The 18,770-nt window shown below is 68.6% G+C and carries 14 protein-coding genes and 1 riboswitch; of the genes, 2 read left to right on the forward strand and 12 right to left on the reverse strand.

What is annotated here, in order from left to right:
• Positions 1-13: 13 nt before the first annotated feature.
• From AC0IZJ_RS16460 to AC0IZJ_RS16505, 10 genes are all read right to left on the reverse strand, one after another.
• Complete coding sequence (locus AC0IZJ_RS16460; protein ID WP_471851830.1) at positions 14-1,327, reverse strand: hypothetical protein; 1,314 nt, start codon at positions 1,325-1,327, stop codon at positions 14-16.
• A 3-nt stretch (positions 1,328-1,330) separates the two neighbouring features.
• The gene (gene gshB, locus AC0IZJ_RS16465; RefSeq protein WP_471851832.1) at positions 1,331-2,278 is read right to left on the reverse strand and encodes a glutathione synthase; all 948 of its coding nucleotides are present in this window, start codon (positions 2,276-2,278) and stop codon (positions 1,331-1,333) included.
• A gap of 58 nt (positions 2,279-2,336) precedes the next feature.
• Positions 2,337-3,515, reverse strand: a complete 1,179-nt coding sequence (locus AC0IZJ_RS16470; protein ID WP_471851834.1) for a benzoate/H(+) symporter BenE family transporter — start codon at positions 3,513-3,515, stop codon at positions 2,337-2,339.
• Positions 3,516-3,535: 20 nt separating this feature from the next.
• Entirely contained in the window at positions 3,536-4,861 is a 1,326-nt protein-coding gene (locus AC0IZJ_RS16475) for an APC family permease (protein ID WP_471851836.1), read from the reverse strand.
• Positions 4,858-6,705 carry a potassium transporter Kup gene (locus AC0IZJ_RS16480; protein ID WP_471852257.1) on the reverse strand — a complete coding sequence of 616 codons (1,848 nt, stop codon included), beginning with the start codon at positions 6,703-6,705 and terminating at the stop codon, positions 4,858-4,860. The genes AC0IZJ_RS16475 and AC0IZJ_RS16480 overlap by 4 nt, the downstream gene beginning before the upstream one ends.
• Before the next feature lie 277 nt (positions 6,706-6,982).
• A complete protein-coding gene (gene gshA / locus AC0IZJ_RS16485) occupies positions 6,983-8,248 on the reverse strand; it encodes a glutamate--cysteine ligase (RefSeq protein ID WP_471851838.1) in 1,266 nt (421 codons plus the stop codon).
• Between the two features lie 55 nt (positions 8,249-8,303).
• On the reverse strand, positions 8,304-9,428 hold the full coding sequence (locus AC0IZJ_RS16490; RefSeq protein WP_471851840.1) for a GGDEF domain-containing protein: 1,125 nt from the start codon (positions 9,426-9,428) through the stop codon (positions 8,304-8,306).
• A 100-nt stretch (positions 9,429-9,528) separates the two neighbouring features.
• Positions 9,529-11,046: an ammonium transporter gene (gene amt / locus AC0IZJ_RS16495; protein ID WP_471851842.1), complete on the reverse strand. Its 1,518-nt coding sequence runs from the start codon at positions 11,044-11,046 to the stop codon at positions 9,529-9,531.
• A 37-nt stretch (positions 11,047-11,083) separates the two neighbouring features.
• The gene (glnK, locus tag AC0IZJ_RS16500; RefSeq protein WP_233370978.1) at positions 11,084-11,422 is read right to left on the reverse strand and encodes a P-II family nitrogen regulator; all 339 of its coding nucleotides are present in this window, start codon (positions 11,420-11,422) and stop codon (positions 11,084-11,086) included.
• Between the two features lie 18 nt (positions 11,423-11,440).
• Entirely contained in the window at positions 11,441-12,166 is a 726-nt protein-coding gene (locus AC0IZJ_RS16505) for a TorF family putative porin (protein WP_471851845.1), read from the reverse strand.
• Positions 12,167-12,419: 253 nt separating this feature from the next.
• On the opposite strand from AC0IZJ_RS16505, the gene AC0IZJ_RS16510 reads away from it, so the two are divergent.
• The gene (locus AC0IZJ_RS16510; protein ID WP_471851847.1) at positions 12,420-13,952 is read left to right on the forward strand and encodes a YifB family Mg chelatase-like AAA ATPase; all 1,533 of its coding nucleotides are present in this window, start codon (positions 12,420-12,422) and stop codon (positions 13,950-13,952) included.
• 30 nt (positions 13,953-13,982) lie between these two features.
• Here AC0IZJ_RS16510 and AC0IZJ_RS16515 read toward each other — a convergent pair whose 3' ends face one another.
• Positions 13,983-14,537: a glycine zipper 2TM domain-containing protein gene (locus tag AC0IZJ_RS16515; protein WP_471851849.1), complete on the reverse strand. Its 555-nt coding sequence runs from the start codon at positions 14,535-14,537 to the stop codon at positions 13,983-13,985.
• Positions 14,538-14,660: 123 nt separating this feature from the next.
• Positions 14,661-17,357, reverse strand: a complete 2,697-nt coding sequence (gene metH, locus AC0IZJ_RS16520) for a methionine synthase (RefSeq protein WP_471851851.1) — start codon at positions 17,355-17,357, stop codon at positions 14,661-14,663.
• 18 nt (positions 17,358-17,375) lie between these two features.
• Positions 17,376-17,440, reverse strand: a riboswitch (S-adenosyl-L-homocysteine riboswitch).
• A gap of 85 nt (positions 17,441-17,525) precedes the next feature.
• On the opposite strand from metH, the gene AC0IZJ_RS16525 reads away from it, so the two are divergent.
• Positions 17,526-18,728: an HD-GYP domain-containing protein gene (locus tag AC0IZJ_RS16525; protein ID WP_471851853.1), complete on the forward strand. Its 1,203-nt coding sequence runs from the start codon at positions 17,526-17,528 to the stop codon at positions 18,726-18,728.
• The last annotated feature ends 42 nt before the right edge of the window (positions 18,729-18,770 follow it).

Below are 18,770 nucleotides of genomic sequence, written 5' to 3' on the forward strand. Positions count from 1 at the left end.
GAGCAGCGATGGCTCAGATCACGATGAAGCTCAGCTCGGGCCGGCGTTGCCGCAGCAACGAGGCCGCCTGCTGCAGCGCTGCGGCCTGTGGCCCAGTCAGGGCGTACAGACTGAGACCCAACGCCCGCTTCAGAGCGCGCAGATGCTCCGCGGCCACACGCGACTCGACCGGCTGCTCCGCCAACACGCTCAACGTGGCCGCGGCCCTGGTGAAGGCGTCAAAGGTCGCCAGCGCATCCAATACGGGCAACGCTGCACGCGGCTCTCGACGGCTCAGCTCGAGCAGTTCAGCCGCAGTCAATGAAACGCGCCCACGATCAAGCGCCTTCAGCGCTGCGCGCGGCACCCGGGACGATGGGTCCGCCAATGCGCGACAAGTGAGTGCCACGGCTTGCGACTCGTCGGCATCAGGCAGGCTGAGGACGTAACCCACCTCGCGCAGCCTCGCCACCGGGTGGGCAAAAGCCGCGCAGAGACGGGCCGGCAGCGAGCCGGCCTTCAACACACGCAGCACCTGCAGTGCGGCGATCTGGTCGCAGACCCGCCCCTTGGCATCGAGCAGGCTCTCGGCTCGCTCGCGCAACTGCTGTTTCAAGGCCGCGCCGGCATGGAAGAGCAACCAGTCGCGCGTTGCGCCGTGACGGCCGAAGGCAAGTTCAAAAGCCTCTGCCTGCTCCGGCAACCGGCCGCTTGCCTGCTCATGCCGCAGCGCTTGGAGCCGCAGGCCTGGAAAGTGCACCTGTGCCAGTGCGTCGCGGACGCCTTCAAGGCCGGGCCAGTCATCGCTCTGCGCCTGCAGCCGCCGCAACGCCTGCGCGGCAAGGCGTGCGTCACTGCTCCCCAGTGCCTGGCACAGCGCCCGCAGCCGTTCAGCCGGCGAGCCGTAGTGCCAGCTCTGCACCGCCAGCCAGCGTTGCACCGGCAGGGTGAGTTGGGGTGCGCAAGCGAGCAACGCGGCCCGGCGTTGCGGCGATTTCAGGAGGAAGTGCTGGATGGCCTCGCGTGCTGCCGCGCCGTCGGCCGCGCCGCGGTCGCCGGCCATCAAGCGCACGACTGCCGGCAATGCGTCGATCCAGGCCGGCTCGAGTTCGTCACGCAGCAGCAGCGGCAGCGCCCGCAGCGCTGCGGCGCGCACCTGGGGCACCCAGTCGTTCAGGCGCGCCAGCACCAACGGCAGCGCACGTTGATGCAGTTCGGTGGACAGGCGCGGCAGGTCGCGCAACGCGGCCTCGCGTTCACGGCCGTTGCTGTCGACGCAGCGGCGATGGAAGTCGCGCCACGGGTCAGGCGGCTCGGGTGGCGCTGGCGACGGGCTCCACCAGGGCATGGGCTAAGACAACGCTGCTTCGAGCGCGTCGACAAACATATTCGCCACGTCGAAGCCGCTCTGGTCGGTGATCTCCTGGAAGCAGGTCGGGCTGGTCACGTTGATCTCGGTGACGTTCTCGCCGATGACGTCCAGGCCCACCAGCAACAGGCCGCGTGCGGCCAGGATGGGGCCGAGGTATTCGGCGATCTCGCGGTCGCGCGCGGTGAGCGGGCGGGCCACGCCCTTGCCGCCGGCCGCCAGGTTGCCGCGCACCTCGCCGCCCTGCGGGATGCGCGCCAGGCAGTGGGGCACCGGCTTGCCGCCGATGATGAGGATGCGCTTGTCGCCCTCGGCGATGGCAGGGATGAAGCGCTGCACCATGACCGTCTGCGCGCCGTCCTTGTTCAGCGTCTCGATGATGGACCCGAGGTTCAGGCCGTCGTCCTTGACGCGGAAGATGCCCATGCCGCCCATGCCGTCCAGCGGCTTCAGGATGATGTCGCGCTGCTCGGCGTGGAAGGCGCGGATCTCGGCCGGGTCACGCGTGACGAGCGTGGGCGAGATGAACTCGGGGAACTCGAGGATGGCCAGCTTCTCGGGGTGCTCGCGCAGCGCGCTGGCGCGGTTGAACACGCGCGCGCCCTCGCGCTCGGCCTGGCTGAGCAGGTGGGTCGTGTAGAAGAACTCGCTGTCGAAGGGCGGGTCCTTGCGCATCAGCACCGCGTCGACGTCGCCCAGGGCCAGGTCGGCGGTGGAGGTGGCCGTGTACCAGTCGTCGGCATCACCCGTCAGCGTGATCTCCAGCGCCGAGCGCGCCGTCACGCGGCCACCGCGCAGCCACACCAGCTGCTGCGGCTCGCAGACGAGGATGCTGTGGCCGCGCTTGGCGGCCTCGCGCATCATCGCGAAGGTGGAGTCCTTGTAGGTCTTGAAGGTGGCGAGCGGGTCGGCAACGAAAAGCAGCTTCATGATCGGGTCTTGCTGATGAATCGGGCCAGTGTTGCACAGCGCCGCCCGCCCTGCCCACCTAGGGCCGGGCCCGCCGCCAGCTGGCCGCGAGCGTCGCGACGCCGCCCGCCACCACGCCCCAGAACGCCGCGCCAATGCCAAACAGGCTCAGGCCCGACAGGCAGACCAGGAAGGTCAGCAGGGCCGCGTCGCGATGGGCTTCGTCCTTCAGCGCCGTGGCGAGCGCGCCCGCGATGGTGCCCAGCAGGGCCAGGCCGGCTATTGCCTTGACGAGCTCGGGCGGGAAGGCCGTCAGCAGCAGGGCCACGGCGCCGCCGGCCAGGCCGATGAGCACATAGAACAGGCCCGCAGCCATGGCGGCGGTGTAGCGCCGCGCCGGGTCCTCATGCGCCTCGCGGCCCATGCAGATGGCGGCGGTGATGGCGGCGAGATTGAAGGCATAGCCGCCGAAGGGCGCGAGCAGCGTCGTCGCCGCGCCGGTCACGGCGATGGAGGCGGACACTGGCGTCCGGTAGCCGCTGGCGCGCTGGGCCGCCACGCCGGGCAGGTTCTGCGAGGCCATCGTGACGATGAAGAGCGGCAGCGCCACGCCGATGGCCGCGTGCCAGGTGAAGACGGGCGTCGTCCAGACCGGCAGCGCCCAGATCTGGCGGGTGTCCAGGCCGACAAAGCTCAGCCGCCCCTCGCCCAGCGCGTAGGCGATGCCGACGAGCAGCACGCCGGGTACGGCGTAACGCGTCCACCAGCGCCGGCCGGCCAGGTAGGCCACGGCCATTGCCAGCACGAGGCCGGGGTCGGTCTTCACGCTGGCGACGGCGTCCAGGCCGAAGCGCGCCAGCACACCCGCCAGCAGTGCCGAGGCGATGGCCACGGGGATGCGGTCCATCAACTTCTCGAACCAGCCGCTGGCGCCGGCCCAGGCGATGAGAGCGCCGCAGACGATGAAGGCGCCGATGGCCTCGGGCATGTCCAGCCCCGAGCTGGATGCGAGCAGCGCGGCGCCGGGCGTGGACCAGGCGGTCAGCACGGGCTGGCGCGTCCACAGGCTCAGGGCCAGGCTGGTGACGCCCATGCCCAGGCCGAGGGCCCAGAGCCACGAGGCCGTCTGCGCCGGCGTGGCGCCTAATGCGACGGTCGCCTGGAAGATGATGGCCACCGAACTGGTGTAGCCCACCAGCACGGCGACGAAGCCGGCGACGAGGGTGGAGGGCGAGAAATCCTTCAGTAAGGGGCGCATGCGGCCAGCATAGCGAGGGCTCAGCGTCTTCGGCCCAACCACGCCAGCGCAAGGCCGCCGACCGCCAGCACGCCGACGCCCACGACCGCGCCGGCTTTCACGTAGGCGAGGCTGGCCCACAGCAGCCAGGCGCTGCAGGCGCAGAACAGCAGCGGCAGCCAGGGGTAGAGCGGCACGCGGAAGGGCCGCGGTTGCGTTGGCTCACGGCGGCGCAGCACGATGAGGGCGGCACCGCTGAGCGTCAGGAAGGCCCAGTAGACCGGCGACAGATAGTCCACCATCGTTGCGAAGCCGCCGCGCGTCAGATCGCCGAGCGCGACGAGCAGCAGCGCCACGGCCGATGTGGCCAGCACGGCCGCACTGGGCGTGCCGCGGCGCCCGTTCCACTGCGCCAGTCGCCACTCGGAAGCGAAATCGCGTGCGGCCGCGTAGGTGGTGCGCGGGCCGGCGATGAGGATGGCGTTCATCACCGACAGCGCCGTCAGGCTCACCACGCCCACCATCAGCAGCTCGCCCGCCGGCCCGAACGCAAGGCGCATCACCTCGGCAGCAGGCGCCTCGCTGCGCGCCAGGCCGGGCAGGCCCAGCACGCTGACATAGGCCCAGTTGGCCAGCAGGTAGAGCGCCATGACGATACCCAGGCCCAGCAGCAGCGCACGGACGATGCCGCGCCTCGGGTCGCGCATCTCGGCGGACAGCGTCGCCGCATCGCTCCAGCCGCCATAGGCCAGGAAGACGAAAACCATCGCCGTGCCCCAGTCGGCCTCGCTGGCCGCAGCGCCTTGGCTGGCAGCGGCCTGGCCGGTGAGCTGGTGGGCTCCAGCGCCGGCGCCGAGCAGCAGCAGGCCGGCGATGACCAGCGTCGTCAGGCCCAGTTGCGTGCCCAGGCCCACGCGCACGCCGAGCAGGTTGAGCGCGGTCAACAGGACGATGAGGCCAGCCGCCAGCACGGCGCTGGCATGCGTGCCCAGCCAGGGGCTGAGGTCGATGACCTGCGCGAGGTAGTCGCCGAAGACGAAGCCGAGCAAGGCCATGGAACCGGTGTGGATGACGGCGAAGCGCGACCAAGCGAACAGAAAGCCGAGCCGGCGCCCATAGGCGCGGCGCAGGAAGTGGTAGTCGCCGCCGGCATCGGGGAAGGCGGCGGCCAGCTCGGCAAAGCACAGCGCACCGACGAAGCTCAGCAGACCGCCCAGCGCCCAGGCGAGATACAGCTGGCCGGCACCCGGCAGCGACTGCGCGACCATGGGCGAGGTCTTGAAGATGCCCGCGCCGATGACCATGCCCACGCACAAGGCGCCGGCGTGCCGGGCGCCCAGGCGGCGCTCGGGCGCGGCAGGATTCAAATCTCGACTTTCGAGCCGAGTTCGACGATACGGTTGGTGGGAAGGTGCAGGAAGTCCGCCGCCGCGGCGGCGTTGCGGTGCATGCTGGCGAAGAGCTTCTCGCGCCACAGCGCCATGCCCGAGCCGATGGTGGGGATGATGATGTCGCGGCTCAGGAAGTAGCTGGTCTCCATCTCCTCCAGCTGCACGCCGTGCTTCTTCAGCTGCTCCAGCGCCAGCGGCACATCGGGCTCGTTCTTGAAGCCGAAATGCAGCGCCACCTGCCAGCAATGGTGGCCGAGAGCCTCGACCTCGCAGCGCTTCTCGAAGCCCACCCAGGGCACCTCGTGGTGCTTGACGGTGACGAAGATGTTCTGCTCGTGCAGCACCTTGTTGTGCTTGAGGTTGTGCAGCAGCGCGTTGGGCGTGGAGCCCTTTTCGGACGACAGGAACACCGCCGTGCCGGACACGCGCGTGGGCGGGTTGATGAAGACCGCCTCCAGGAAGGCCGGCAGCTCGATGGCGTCCTGGCGCAGCTTGTCGGACAGCAGCTTGCGGCCCTGCTTCCAGGTCAGCATCAGCGTGAACACGCAGACGCCGATCAGCAGCGGGAACCAGCCGCCATGCAGCAGCTTCAACAGGTTTGACGCGAGGAAGGTGACGTCGATGACGAAGAAGATGCCGGTGGCGGCGATGCACAGCGCGAGCGGGTACTTCCAACCGTAGCGGATGACGAAGAAGGTCATCACCGTCGTGATCGTCATGTCGATGGTGACGGCCACGCCGTACGCACCCGCCAGCTTGCTGGACGAGCCGAAGAACACGACGGCGACAACCACCAGCGCGAACAGGCTCCAGTTGATGAAGGGCACGTAGATCTGGCCCGTGTCGCGCACGCTGGTGTGCACGATGCGCAGCCGCGGCATGATGCCCAGCTGGATGGCCTGCTTGCTGACCGAGAAGGCCGCCGTGATGAGGGCCTGCGACGCCACAGCGGCCGCCGCCATGGCGAGCAGGAACAGCGGGATCTCGGCCCACGATGGCGCCAGCAGGTAGAAGGGGTTCCGGATGGCGGACGGGTTGTCCAGCAGCATCGCGCCCTGGCCGAAATAGTTGATGACCAGCGACGGCATGACGATGCCGTACCAGGCGATGCGGATGGGTTTCTTGCCGAAGTGCCCCAGGTCGGCGTAGAGCGCCTCGCCGCCGGTGACGACGAGCACGACGGCACCCAGCGCGATGAAGGCGACCCAGCCGTATTCCAGGCAGAAGTTCAACGCATAGACCGGGTTGACGGCGGCCAGCACGCGGGGGTTCTCTATGACGTGCGGCAGGCCGAGCGCCACGAGGCTGGCGAACCACAGCAGCATGACCGGGCCAAAGGCCTTGCCGATGCCGCCGGTACCGAAACGCTGCACGGCGAACAGGCCGGCCAGCACGATCAGCGTGATGGGCAGCACGGCGCCGTGGTACTGCGGCTCATAGACCTCGATGCCCTCGATGGCGCCCAGCACCGTCATGGCCGGCGTGATGACGGCGTCGCCGAAGAAGATGGCGGTGCCGAACAGGCCCACCAGCATCAGCGTGCGGCGCAGCGGCGGCTTGTCGTTCACCGCGTTGGTGGCCAGCGCCAGCATGGCGATGAGACCGCCCTCGCCGTTGTTGTCGGCACGCAGGATGAGCAGCACGTACTTGATCGAGACGATGACGGTCATCGTCCAGAACAGCAGCGAGAGCACGCCGAGGATGTTGTCAGGCGTGGTGGCGACATGGCCGCCGTGGAAGACTTCTTTGAGGGCGTACAGCGGGCTGGTGCCGATGTCGCCATAAACCACCCCGAGCGCACCGAGGGTGAGGCCCGCCATTGCCGAGGGGCTGCGAGCCGCGTGGGAAGAACTCACGTCGTGAGGCCACCGGCTTGGGGTGGCGTTTGTTCGAAAGTGGGGATTCTGCGCCCGGTTTCAGGCTTTTGTGCAGCGCAGCAAAATCGCGACTGAAGTACTTGACGCTTCCGCTCGCCAGGCGTAATTGCAGACGCGCAGCCGGCTGCTCATCCAGCGACCGCCGTGGAACCGGCTTTCCCGGGCAACTGGCGGTGCCTCCTCAAAAGGGGCGCGCGAAGCGCGTAGGGCGTGAGCCTGTCTATGCTGCTTCGGCCTCGGCCTGCGGATCTGTCGCCTCCAGCTCGTAGCTGGCCGCCAGCATGGCCAGACGGCCGATGACGCCGTACATGTAGAAGCGGTTGGGCGCGCTGGCGCCGGGCTTCTCGCCGGGGCGCGGCAGGTTCAGCGAGTCGGCAAACGCCAGCGGCACATAGCTGGCGCCGGGGGCATTGAGGTTCTCGTCAATGCCGCGGCTGGCGTGCACGCGGTAGAAGCCGCCCACCACGTAGCGGTCCATCATGTAGACGACCGGCTCTGCCACGGCCTCATGCACGCGCTCGTGCGTGGGCACACCCTCCTGCACGATGACTTCCTGGCCCAGATCTGCCGGCAGGCGGCCAGCCAGGGCTTCGATGTCCTTGGCATCGCGCAGCGTCAGCACGCTGCGGCCAAAGCTGCCGATATCGCTCTTGACGACGACGAAGGGCTTCTCGTTGATGCCGTATTCCTTGTACTTGCGGCGCACCTTGGTGAGCTGGGCGTCGGCGGCCGCCTGCAGCGCCTCCAGACCCTTGCTGCCATGCAGGTCGACGCTCTGGAAGGACGGCGTGATGAGCCAGGGGTCCATGCCCAGCAGCTTGCCGAAGCGCTTGGCCACCTCTTCGTAGGCGCGGAAGTGCTGGCTCTTGCGGCGCACGCTCCAGCCGGCATGCAGCGGCGGCAGCAGGTATTGCTCGTGCAGGCCCATCAGCTGCGGCGGCGTGCCGCTGGCGAGGTCGCTGTTGAGCAGGATGGTGCAGGGGTCGAAGCCCTTGAGCATCAGGCGGCCGCGCTTGCGCAACAACGGCTCGATGACGAGGCTGCCGCCGCCGGCCAGGGCCAGTTCCTCGGGCTCGGTCTGGGCCGGGTCCAGCGCGCCCAGGCGCACGTTCAGGCCGGCCTGCGTGAAGATGCGCACCAGCGTGGCCAGGTGGTCCAGGTAGAAGCTGCAACGCACACCGGGTTCGGGCACCAGCAGCAGGTTGCGCGCCTCGGGGCAGATCTTCTCGATGGCCGCCATGGCCGCCTGCACGGCCTGCGGCAGCATCTGCGGCGTGAGGTGGTTGAAGCCGCTGGGGAAGAGGTTGGTGTCCACCGGCGCCAGCTTGAAGCCGGCATTGCGCAGGTCTACCGAGGCGTAGAAGGTCGGCGTGTGCTCCATCCATTCGAGCCTGAACCAGCGCTCCGTGGCCGGCATGGATTCAAGGACACGGGCTTCCAGCTCGTTGATGGGGCCGTTCAGGGCGGTGATGAGATGGGGAACCATGACCGAATGATCTCAAACTTGGCGCGGGCGACCCACATTGGGACGCCGGGCGGGATCACAAGACGCCGTCGGCACAGCAGGTCTGGCCACGCCCGGCATGCTTGGCGCGGTAAAGCTGATCGTCGGCCCGCTTGATGGCCGCAGCCAGCGTCTCTCCGTGCAGCACGCGCACTGCGCCCGCGCTGAAATCGACGGCGAAACCGAGGCTGGCCTCGCAGCGCTTCAGCAGCGCCTGGTGCAGGCGTGAATCCAGCCGGCTGAATGCCGCGGGCTCGCAGTGGCGCAGCAGCAGGCAGAACTCCTCGCCGCCGTAGCGGCCGACCGGATCGCTGGCCCGCAACTCGCCGCGCAGCACCTCGCCGGCCAGCTTGAGCACCTCGTCGCCCACCGGGTGGCCGCGCTCGTCGTTGATGCGCTTGAAGTGGTCCAGGTCCAGCATCATCAACACGCCGGGCTCGCCGGCCGTCTTGAGCGCCAGGCTGGCGCGGTTCATCCACTCGCGGCGGTTCAGCAGGCCGGTCAGCGTGTCCAGTGACGCCAGGCGCACCAGGGCCTGCTCGGCGGCGTCACGGTGCGCGAGCAGGAAACCCATGGTGCCGAGCACCAGGCTGGCGTTGAGCAGCATCATCGAACCGAAGTTCAGCGGGTTTGGCGCGAGAAAGCGCGGATAGATTTCGGGCCAGCCCAGCACCAGCACGCCACGAGCCAGCACGAGCACACCGTTGGCCAGGGCGGCACCGCCGCACAGCCAGCGCCAGCGCACCCGGCCGGCGCCCCGGAGCAGCAGCACGCTGGCCCAGACGATCTGCGTGCCGATGGTCAGGTTGGTCAGGCCTGTCGCCAGGCCGAGGTCGCTGAAGACGATGGCATGCACGACGCCCAGCATCAACGGCGCGGCGATCAGCCAGCGCCGCCGCATCTTGATCCCGAGAAAGCGGCAGACCGCCACGACGGTTGCGGAGCCCGACGCGCTCAGCGTCATGACCCCCAAGGTGGCGAGCAGACGCGGCGCGCCCAAGGTCGCGCCGATCAGCAGGGCGAAGCCGGCTGCCTGGCCCAGCAGCATGAACTGCCAGGCCTGAAGGTCGCTGCGGGTGCGGATGCCGACTGCGACGGCCAGCGCCAGACTCATCAGCAGCGCATTGACCAACACCGCCGCCAGGAGGGTGAGCACGTCCATGCGAGGCAGCATAACGGCGGGTTCGCACGCCCAAAAAGGAAAGCCGCCCCGTGGGGCGGCTCTGTGTGATGAAGGACCGGCTAGGCGCCGGCCCGGCCAATCACTTGTGGTAAGCCGTCTCGCCGTGCGACGAGATGTCCAGGCCTTCGCGCTCTTCCTCTTCGGTCACGCGCAGGCCGATGGTCAGGTCGACCAGCTTGTAGGCGATGACGGAGACGACGCCCGACCAGACCAGGGTCACGGCCACAGCCTTGGCCTGGATCCAGACCTGGCCGGCGATGGAGTAGGCATCCGGCGCCACCATGGCGACGGTGACCCAGTCGGCGACGGCGCTCGGGCCACCCAGGTTGGGGCTGTTGAAGACACCCGTCAGCAGCGCGCCGACGATGCCGCCGACACCGTGGACGCCGAAGACGTCCAGGGAGTCGTCTGCACCCAGCAGCTTCTTCAGGGCCGACACGCCCCACAGGCAGGCGAAGCCAGCGACCAGGCCGATGACCAGGCCACCGCCGATGCCGACGTTGCCCGCAGCCGGCGTGATGGCGACGAGACCGGCGACGGCACCCGACGCGGCACCCAGCATCGAAGCCTTGCCCTTGAGCAGCGCTTCACCCACGCACCAGGCCAGCACCGCGGCGGCCGTGGCAGCCAGCGTGTTGAAGAAGGCCAGGGCCGCGAAGCCGTTGGCTTCCAGCGCCGAGCCGGCGTTGAAGCCGAACCAGCCCACCCACAGCAGCGAGGCACCGACCATCGTCAGCGTCAGGCTGTGCGGCGTGAACTGCTCCTTGCCGTAGCCGACGCGCTTGCCGACCATGTAGGCACCCACGAGGCCAGCGACGGCCGCGTTGATGTGCACCACCGTGCCGCCCGCGAAGTCCAGCGCACCCCACTGCCAGAGCATGCCGGCCTTGCTGGTCATCTCTTCAGCGACGGCAGCCGAGGTGTAGGCATCCGGGCCCATCCAGTACCAGACCATGTGGGCCATGGGCAGGTAGCTGAACGTGAACCACAGCGTCAGGAACGCGAGCACGGCGGAGAACTTCATGCGCTCGGCGAAGGCGCCGATGATCAGGCAGCAGGTGATGCCGGCGAAGGTCGCCTGGAAGCCCGCGAACACGATCTCGTACATCGGCGTGCCCTTGCTGAAGGTCGCGCCCAGGGCAAAGGTGCCGGCGGCGTTGTCCCACAGGCCCTTCATGAACAGGCGATCCGTGCCGCCGATGAACTTGTTGCCCTCGGTGAACGCGAAGCTGTAGCCATAGAGCACCCAGAGCACGACGATCAGCGAGAAGCCGACCGTGACCTGCATCAGCACCGACAGCATGTTCTTGCTGCGCACCAGGCCGCCGTAGAACAGCGCGAGGCCGGGCACCGTCATCATGATGACGAGCAGCGTGGACAACATCATCCACGAGGTGTCGCCCTTGTTGGGCACGGGAGCGGGGGCGGCAGGGGCTGACGCCGCTTCAGCGGGTGCAGCGGCGGCAGGTGAGGAGGCTGCATCGGCGACCGCAGCCGCCGTGGCGGTGGCGGCAGGCGCCGAAGCCGCTTCCTGGGCCCAGGCGGCCGGCGCAAGCAGGCCGGCGGCAAGCGCAAGGCCGGCGAGGAGTTTCTTCATTTGAGTGTTCTCCAAACGGTTGTTATGGACGCGCGCTTCAGAGCGCGTCGTTGCCGGTTTCGCCGGTGCGAATGCGTACGACCTGGTCCAGCGGCGACACGAAGATCTTGCCGTCGCCGATCTTGCCGGTGCGGGCCGAAGACTCGATGGCCTCGATGACGCGGTCGACGACGTCGTCGTTCACGGCGGCTTCGATCTTGACCTTGGGCAGGAAGTCCACGACATATTCGGCGCCGCGGTACAGCTCGGTGTGGCCCTTCTGGCGGCCGAAGCCCTTGACCTCGGTGACCGTCAGCCCCTGCACGCCGATGGCGCTCAGAGCCTCACGCACCTCGTCGAGCTTGAAGGGTTTGATGACGGCAGTGATCAATTTCATGTCAGCTCCAGTGAGTTCTTAGAAGGTCTTCTTCAGACCGACGACCAGCGTGGTCTTGCCCAGGAACTTGCCGTTCGCGGGGCTGGCGTAGAAGCTCTTGTCGGCATCCGTGCCGACGATTGCGCCGCTGAGGATCAGGCCCGAGAAGTCCTTGGCCAGCGTCACCGAGTAGTCGGTGTACGACGCCACGGAGGTGTGCTTGACGGTCTGGTGGCCGACGTGGGGCGACAACGTGAGGCCATCGCCGAGGTCGAAGTTGGCCGTCACGTCGAAGTAGCTGCTGCCCTTGCTGTCCGCCACGCCGAACAGGTTGGTGGTGCTGTGCGAGTACTTGGCCGTCACCGGGCCGAAGCTCAGCGCGCCGTAGATCTCCAGCGTGTCGGCGCTGGTGGGCAGCTTGTTGCTCGGGTAGTAGTACTGCAGCAGGCCGACGTCCAGCGTCAGGCCCGGGGCGACTTCGGTCTTGTAGCCGCCGTAGAGGTCGACCTCAACGCTGGAATCGCCGCCGCCGTCCTTGATCCACTTGATGGTGGAGCCCCACATGCCAATGTAGAACCCACTCGGCGCCGCGTAGTCGAAGCCGCCTTGCAGGGCCGGCTTGAGCCGGGTCTGCGACACGCCGCGGTAGCGGTAGTCGCTGACGATGCTGGCGTTGAACGACAGCGGGTTGACCGGCTCATCGGCGAAGGCCGGCAGCGAAGCTGCGGACAGCGCCAGGACGAGCAGCGTAGAGGACAACTTCATGGCGGGGGCTCCAGTTCAGGGTTATGGGGTGAGGCAGTCCGGCGGTTGATTGCAGCTTCCGTGCCAACGCCTCACCTCATACACACCGCACGAATCTGGGACGGGCGCACCTGCAAATCATCATTGCGCACCAATTTGGCACCATATCGAGCGTTTGCCGCACATTTGCGGTGCGCCTGCGGGAAAAGCACCACATCCGCGCCGCACGAGGCGAGGGCTAGACTCGCCCGCCGCCCTCTTACGAGCCCACCCGATGAGCCTTGCCACGGTCCACAGCCGAGCCCTTGACGGCCTGGCCGCCGCGCCGGTCACGGTGGAGGTGCACCTGGCCAACGGCCTGCCGAGCTTCACCGTCGTCGGGCTGGCCGACACCGAAGTCAAGGAAGCCCGCGAGCGCGTGCGGGCGGCGCTGCAGAACAGTGGGCTGGGCTTCCCTGCCAATAAACGCATCACCGTCAATTTGGCGCCGGCGGATCTGCCCAAGGAGGGCGGGCGCTTCGATCTGCCCATGGCCCTCGGCCTGCTCGCGGCCAATGGCCAGCTCGACGCGACCCGCCTGGCCCGCTTCGAGTGCGCGGGCGAGTTGTCCCTGGCCGGCGAGCTGCGCCCGGTGCGCGGCGCCCTGGCGATGGCGCTGGCCATGCGCCAGGCAGGCGAAAAGAACGGCGCGGATCCGCGCGAGCTGCTGCTGCCCGAGGCCAGTGCCGCCGAGGCCGCTCTGGTCGACGGCCTGGTGGTACGGCAGGCGCGGCATCTGCTGGACGTCGTCGCCGCACTGCAGCCGGATGGCGAAGCCCTGCCCCGCGCGGCCGCCCTGCCGCGGGAGCGCCAAGGCGGGCTGCCCGATCTCGCCGACATCAAGGGCCAGGCGGGCCCGAAGCGCGCCTTGGAAATCGCAGCAGCCGGCGGCCACTCGCTGCTGATGGTCGGCCCGCCTGGCACCGGCAAGTCCATGCTGGCCCAGCGCCTGGCCGGCTTGCTGCCGCTGCTGGATGACGAGGCCGCGCTCGAGTCGGCCGCCGTGCTCAGCCTGGCCGGCCAGTTCGACGTGTCGCGCTGGGGGCAAAGGCCGGTGCGGGCGCCGCACCATTCGGCTTCCAGCGTGGCGCTGGTGGGCGGCGGCTCGCCACCCCGGCCGGGCGAGATTTCACTGGCCCAGCATGGTGTCTTGTTCCTGGACGAGCTACCCGAATTTCCCAGGGCAGCGCTTGAAGCCCTGCGCGAGCCGCTGGAGACCGGCCGCATCCTCATCTCCCGCGCGGCGCGCCAGGCCGAGTTCCCGGCGCGCTTCCAGTTGGTCGCGGCGATGAACCCCTGCCCCTGCGGCCATCTCGGCAATCCGCTGCGGGCCTGTCGCTGCTCACCCGACCAGGTCGCGCGCTATCAGGGCCGGCTCAGCGGTCCCTTCCTGGACCGCATCGACCTGCTCATCGAGGTCACCGTCATCCCGCCGCGCCAGCTGCAAGACCTGGCCCCCGGCGAAAGCAGCGCCGTGGTCGCTGCGCGCGTCACCGCAGCGCGCGAGCGGGCGCAGGCGCGACAGGGCGTCGCAAACGCACTGCTGCAGGCGCAGGACCTCGCCGCGCACGCCGTGCTTGAGCCCTCTGCCAAGGCATTGCTGGAGCGTTCGGCGGAGAGGCTGGGTTGGTCGGCACGCAGCTTCCACCGCGTGATGCGCGTGGCCCGCACGGTGGCCGACCTGGCCGGCGCATCAGAGATCACGGCCGCCCATGTCGCTGAGGCCATCCAGCTGCGCAGAGGCTTGCCCGGCGGCCATTCCGCTTAAGGTCTGGCACCGGCTGATTTCAGAGCGGCCTCAGCTACGCTCGAAGCCGTTCCCGGTCAGCCGCACTTCGTCGCCGACGCGCAGGCCCGGGTCGGCGCTGCGCTCGAAGCGGCGCATGCGGCCGTCGCGCTCTTCAACCTGCACGATCCAGACGGTGTAGGACTTCTGGTTCTTCTCGATCTCGTTGCCGGCATAGCCGCCGGCCACGGCACCGCCCACGGTGGCGATCTTCTTGCCCGTGCCGCCGCCCACCATATTGCCCAGCAGGCCGCCCACGACCGCACCGCCCACGGCACCCACGCCGCTGCCCTTGCCCTTGCGGGTTTCGGCATGCACGCCGGTAACGCGGCCACAGCTTTGGCACAAGGCCGGCTGCGTCGTCCGTTCGACGACCGGCGCTTCCCGCACCGTGTCGGCCCTGGCCACGCGCTGCGGCGCAGGCTGGGTGACAGCCGGCGGCGCCTCGGCCACCGGCGGGCTGCTCATGATCTGCGAGCGGCCGACCGCGTAGGCACCTCCGAGCAAGGCCATGACGACGGCCACGCCGGCAACGATCTGGGTGGACTTGATGCTAGGGGTCGACATGGCGCTTCCGATGTAGTTGGTATGCACCGAGGATGCGTTTGCAGGCCTTGTGGCCGTGTAGGACAGCGCCGCAGCGCTTGGTCGGCAAGGTAAGCAGATGCTGTTGGCGGTTAACGCCTGCGGTCAGCCGAGCAACGGCGCCAGTGCGCGGCGCGCGTCGGTCTCGCTCAAGCCGCAGCGTTCGGCCCAGTCGGCGAGCTGGTCGTCGCCGATGCGGCCGACGTTGAAGTAGGCTGCATCGGGGTGGGCCAGGTAGAAGCCGCTGACGCTGGCGGCGGGCGTCATGGCCATGCTGTCGGTCAGGCCCATGCCGATCTCTTTCGGCGCAAGCACGCGGAACAGGTCGGCCTTGGCGAGATGGTCCGGGCAGGCCGGGTAGCCGGGCGCGGGGCGGATGCCCGAGTACTTTTCGGCGACGAGGTCGGCGTTGCTGAGCGCCTCGTCGGCGGCATAGCCCCAGAACTCACGGCGCACGCGCTCGTGCAACCACTCGGCGGCGGCCTCGGCGAGGCGATCGGCCAGGGCCTTGAGCATGATGGCCGAGTAGTCGTCGTGGGTAGCCAGGAAATCGGCTTCCTTCTTGTCGACGCCCAGGCCTGCGGTCACGGCGAACATGCCGACGTGATCACCCTCTTCGGCGACGAAGTCGGACAGACAGCGGTTGGGGCGCTTCACGCCCTCCACCACCGGGCGCTCCGACTGCATGCGCAAGCCGTGCCAGGTCATGGGCGGCTCGCTGCGGATGGCGATGTCATCGTCGTTCACCCGCGCGGCTGGGTAGAGGCCGAACACGGCATGGGCCTGCAGCCAGCGGCCATCGATGATCTTCTTCAGCATGGCCTGGGCATCGGCGAACACCTTGCGTGCCTCGGTGCCGACGACGGCGTCGTCCAGGATCGCCGGATACGGGCCCGCCAGGTCCCAGGTCTGGAAGTAGGGACCCCAGTCGATGTAGCGGGCCAGCTCGGCGAGGTCGAGGTTCTTCAGCACGCGCCGGCCCGTGAACTTGGGCGCCGGCGGCACGCGGCTCAGGTCCAGCACCGCCTTGTTGGCCCGCGCCTGCTCAAGCGTCACCAGCGGCGTCTGCTTCTTGTTCGCATGCAGCTGGCGCGTCTTGGCCATGTCGGCCTTCAGGTCGGCGATGTAGGCGGCGGCTCGGTCATCGCTGAGCAGCTCGGTGCACACGCCCACGGCGCGCGACGCGTCGGGCACGTAGACGACCGGGCCGTCGTAGTGCGGCGAGATCTTCACGGCGGTGTGCACGCGGCTGGTCGTGGCACCGCCGATCAACAGCGGCATGTGCCGGCTGCTGAAGTACTCGTCGCGCTGCATCTCGGCCGCAACGTGCTGCATCTCTTCGAGGCTGGGCGTGATCAGCCCCGACAGGCCGATGATGTCCGCGCCCTCTTCCTTGGCTTTGCGCAGGATCTCCTGGGCCGGCACCATGACGCCCATGTTGACGACTTCGTAGTTGTTGCACTGCAGGACCACCGTGACGATGTTCTTGCCGATGTCGTGCACATCGCCCTTGACCGTCGCGATGACGATCTTGCCCTTGGGCTTGGCGTCGCCGCCGCCTTCGATCAACAGGCGCTTTTCTTCCTCGATGTAGGGCAGCAGATGGGCCACGGCGCTCTTCATCACGCGGGCGCTCTTCACCACCTGGGGCAGGAACATCTTGCCCTGACCGAACAGGTCGCCAACCACATTCATCCCGGCCATCAGCGGGCCTTCGATGACGTGCAGCGGCCGGCCGCCACCGGCGGAGATCGCCTGCCAGGCCTCTTCGGTGTCGACGGTGATGAAGTCGGTGATGCCGTGCACCAGCGCGTGGCTCAGCCGCTGGTTGACGTCGCCCGCCCGCCAGGCCAGGCGGGCCGAGTCGTCCTTGCCGGCGCTCTTGGCGCGGTCGGCGATCTCGATGAGGCGCTCGCCGGCATCGGGCCGGCGGTTCAGCACCACGTCTTCGACGCGCTCGCGCAGCTCGGCGTCGAGGTCGTCGTACACGCCCACCATGCCGGCATTGACGATGCCCATGTCCATGCCCGCCTGGATGGCGTGGTACAGGAAAACGGTGTGGATGGCCTCGCGCACCGGTTCGTTGCCGCGGAAGCTGAACGACACGTTGCTCACGCCGCCCGACACCTTGGCGCCCGGCAGGTTCTGCTTGATCCAGCGCGTCGCTTCGATGAAGTCGACCGCGTAGTTGTCGTGCTCCTCGATGCCGGTGGCGATGGCGAAGATGTTGGGGTCGAAGATGATGTCCTCGGCCGGGAAGCCGACCTCGTCCACCAGGATGCGGTAGGCACGCTCGCAGATCTCGGTCTTGCGCGCGAAGGTGTCGGCCTGGCCTTTCTCGTCAAACGCCATCACAACGGCTGCGGCGCCGTAGCGGCGCACGAGGTTGGCCTGGCGGCGGAACTCGTCCTCGCCTTCCTTCATCGAGATGGAGTTGACGATGCCCTTGCCCTGGATGCACTTCAGGCCGGCCTCGATGACGGCCCACTTGGACGAGTCGATCATGATCGGCACGCGCGCGATCTCGGGCTCGCCGGCGATCAGGTTCAGGAAGCGCACCATGGCCGCCTGGCTGTCCAGCATGGCCTCGTCCATGTTGATGTCGATGACCTGGGCGCCGTTCTCCACCTGCTGACGCGCCACGGCGAGAGCCTTCTCGAACTCGCCCGCGAGGATCATGCGGGCGAAGGCCTTGGAGCCGGTGACGTTGGTGCGCTCGCCAATGTTGACGAACAGGCTGCCGGCGTCGATGGCGACGGGTTCCAGGCCGGAGAGCTTGAGAGGAGGCGGAGCGGTGGTCATCGACGGACTCGTGTAGAGGGACGATGAGCGCCGTTGGAAACGATCCGAGCCTGGGGAAGTTCCTCGCAGCGCTCCTCGGATGAGCCGGGAATTCTACGCAGCAGGCCCTTCGCCGTGCTTCAAGAACCGCTTGCGCCTGGCGAAGGCCGTTACAGAATCCGCGCATTCATGGCCTCAGACCTTTTTCACCTTCCCGCCCGCACGCTGCGCCTGGGCATGACGCTGCCCTACGACATCTATGACGCCGGTGGCAAGCTCATGTTCGCGCGCGGTCAGGTGCTGCGCGACTCCCCGCTGGTGCGTGCCCTTGTCGACGGCGGCGCCTGGGTCATGAGCGGGGACACGATGGAATACCAGCGCGCCCTCGCCCACAAGCTGGACACCATGGTCATGCAGGACGTCGTGCTGTCCGACATCGTCAAGGCCGACACCAGTTTTCGGCTGGAAGCGCCCAACGCACCCAAGGCTGAGCAGCGCCCGCGCGAGGCCTGGTCGGACCTGCTGCTGCACACCCACAGCCTGCTGCGCGAGACCGAGCCGGTCGACTTCCCCGCCCGCGTGGCGCAGTTGCGCGACGCCGCACTGAAGCGCCTGCATGCCCACCCCGACGCGACGCTGATGCTGCACGTCTTCGAGAGCAGCCAGGAGTTCGGCGACTACAGCGCGCGGCATGCCCTGCTGACGCTGCTGCTGTGCGACCTCGTCGCCCGCCAACTGCAGCTGGATTCCGCGTTGATCGAAGCGTTGCAGGGTGCCGCGCTGACGATGAACTACGGCGCCGGTCCGGCCCACGACCGCCTTGCCAGCCAGGTGGACCCCGCCTCGGCGGCCCAGCGCCAGGCCCTGGCCGCCCACGGCGACCGTGCCGCGCAGCGGCTGGCCGCGGCCGGCGTGACGGACCCGATCTGGCTGACCGCCGTGCGCTTGCACCACGAGGCCGGCCCGGGCCCGCTCGGCGGCCGCAGTGACGGCGAGAAGCTCGCCCGCCTGCTGCGCCGCATCGACCTGTTCGGCGCGCGCCTGTCGCCCCGCCGAAGCCGCACGGCCATGAGCGGCGCAGCGGCCGCCCGCGCCGTCTTCCTCGATGAACTGGGCCAGCCCGACGAAGCCGGCGCCGCCCTCATCAAGACCGTCGGCCTGTACCCGCCGGGCAGCATCGTGCGGCTGGCCAATGGCGAGATCGGGATCGTCTTCAAGCGCGGCTTCAGCGCCAACGAGCCGCTGGTCGCCGCACTGGTCGGCAAGAGCGGCAGCCCGCTGAGCAACCCGGTGCCGCGCGACACCCGCCTGGCGGCGCAGGCCATTGCGGCCAGCCTGGCGCCCGCCGAGCTGAAGCTGCGGGTCAATCTCGAGGCCTTGCTCAAGCTCTGAGCACTGGCTGACAGAGGCATCGAGGCGGCCACCGGCCGCCTT

Source organism: Roseateles sp. AC306, from assembly GCF_979253795.1.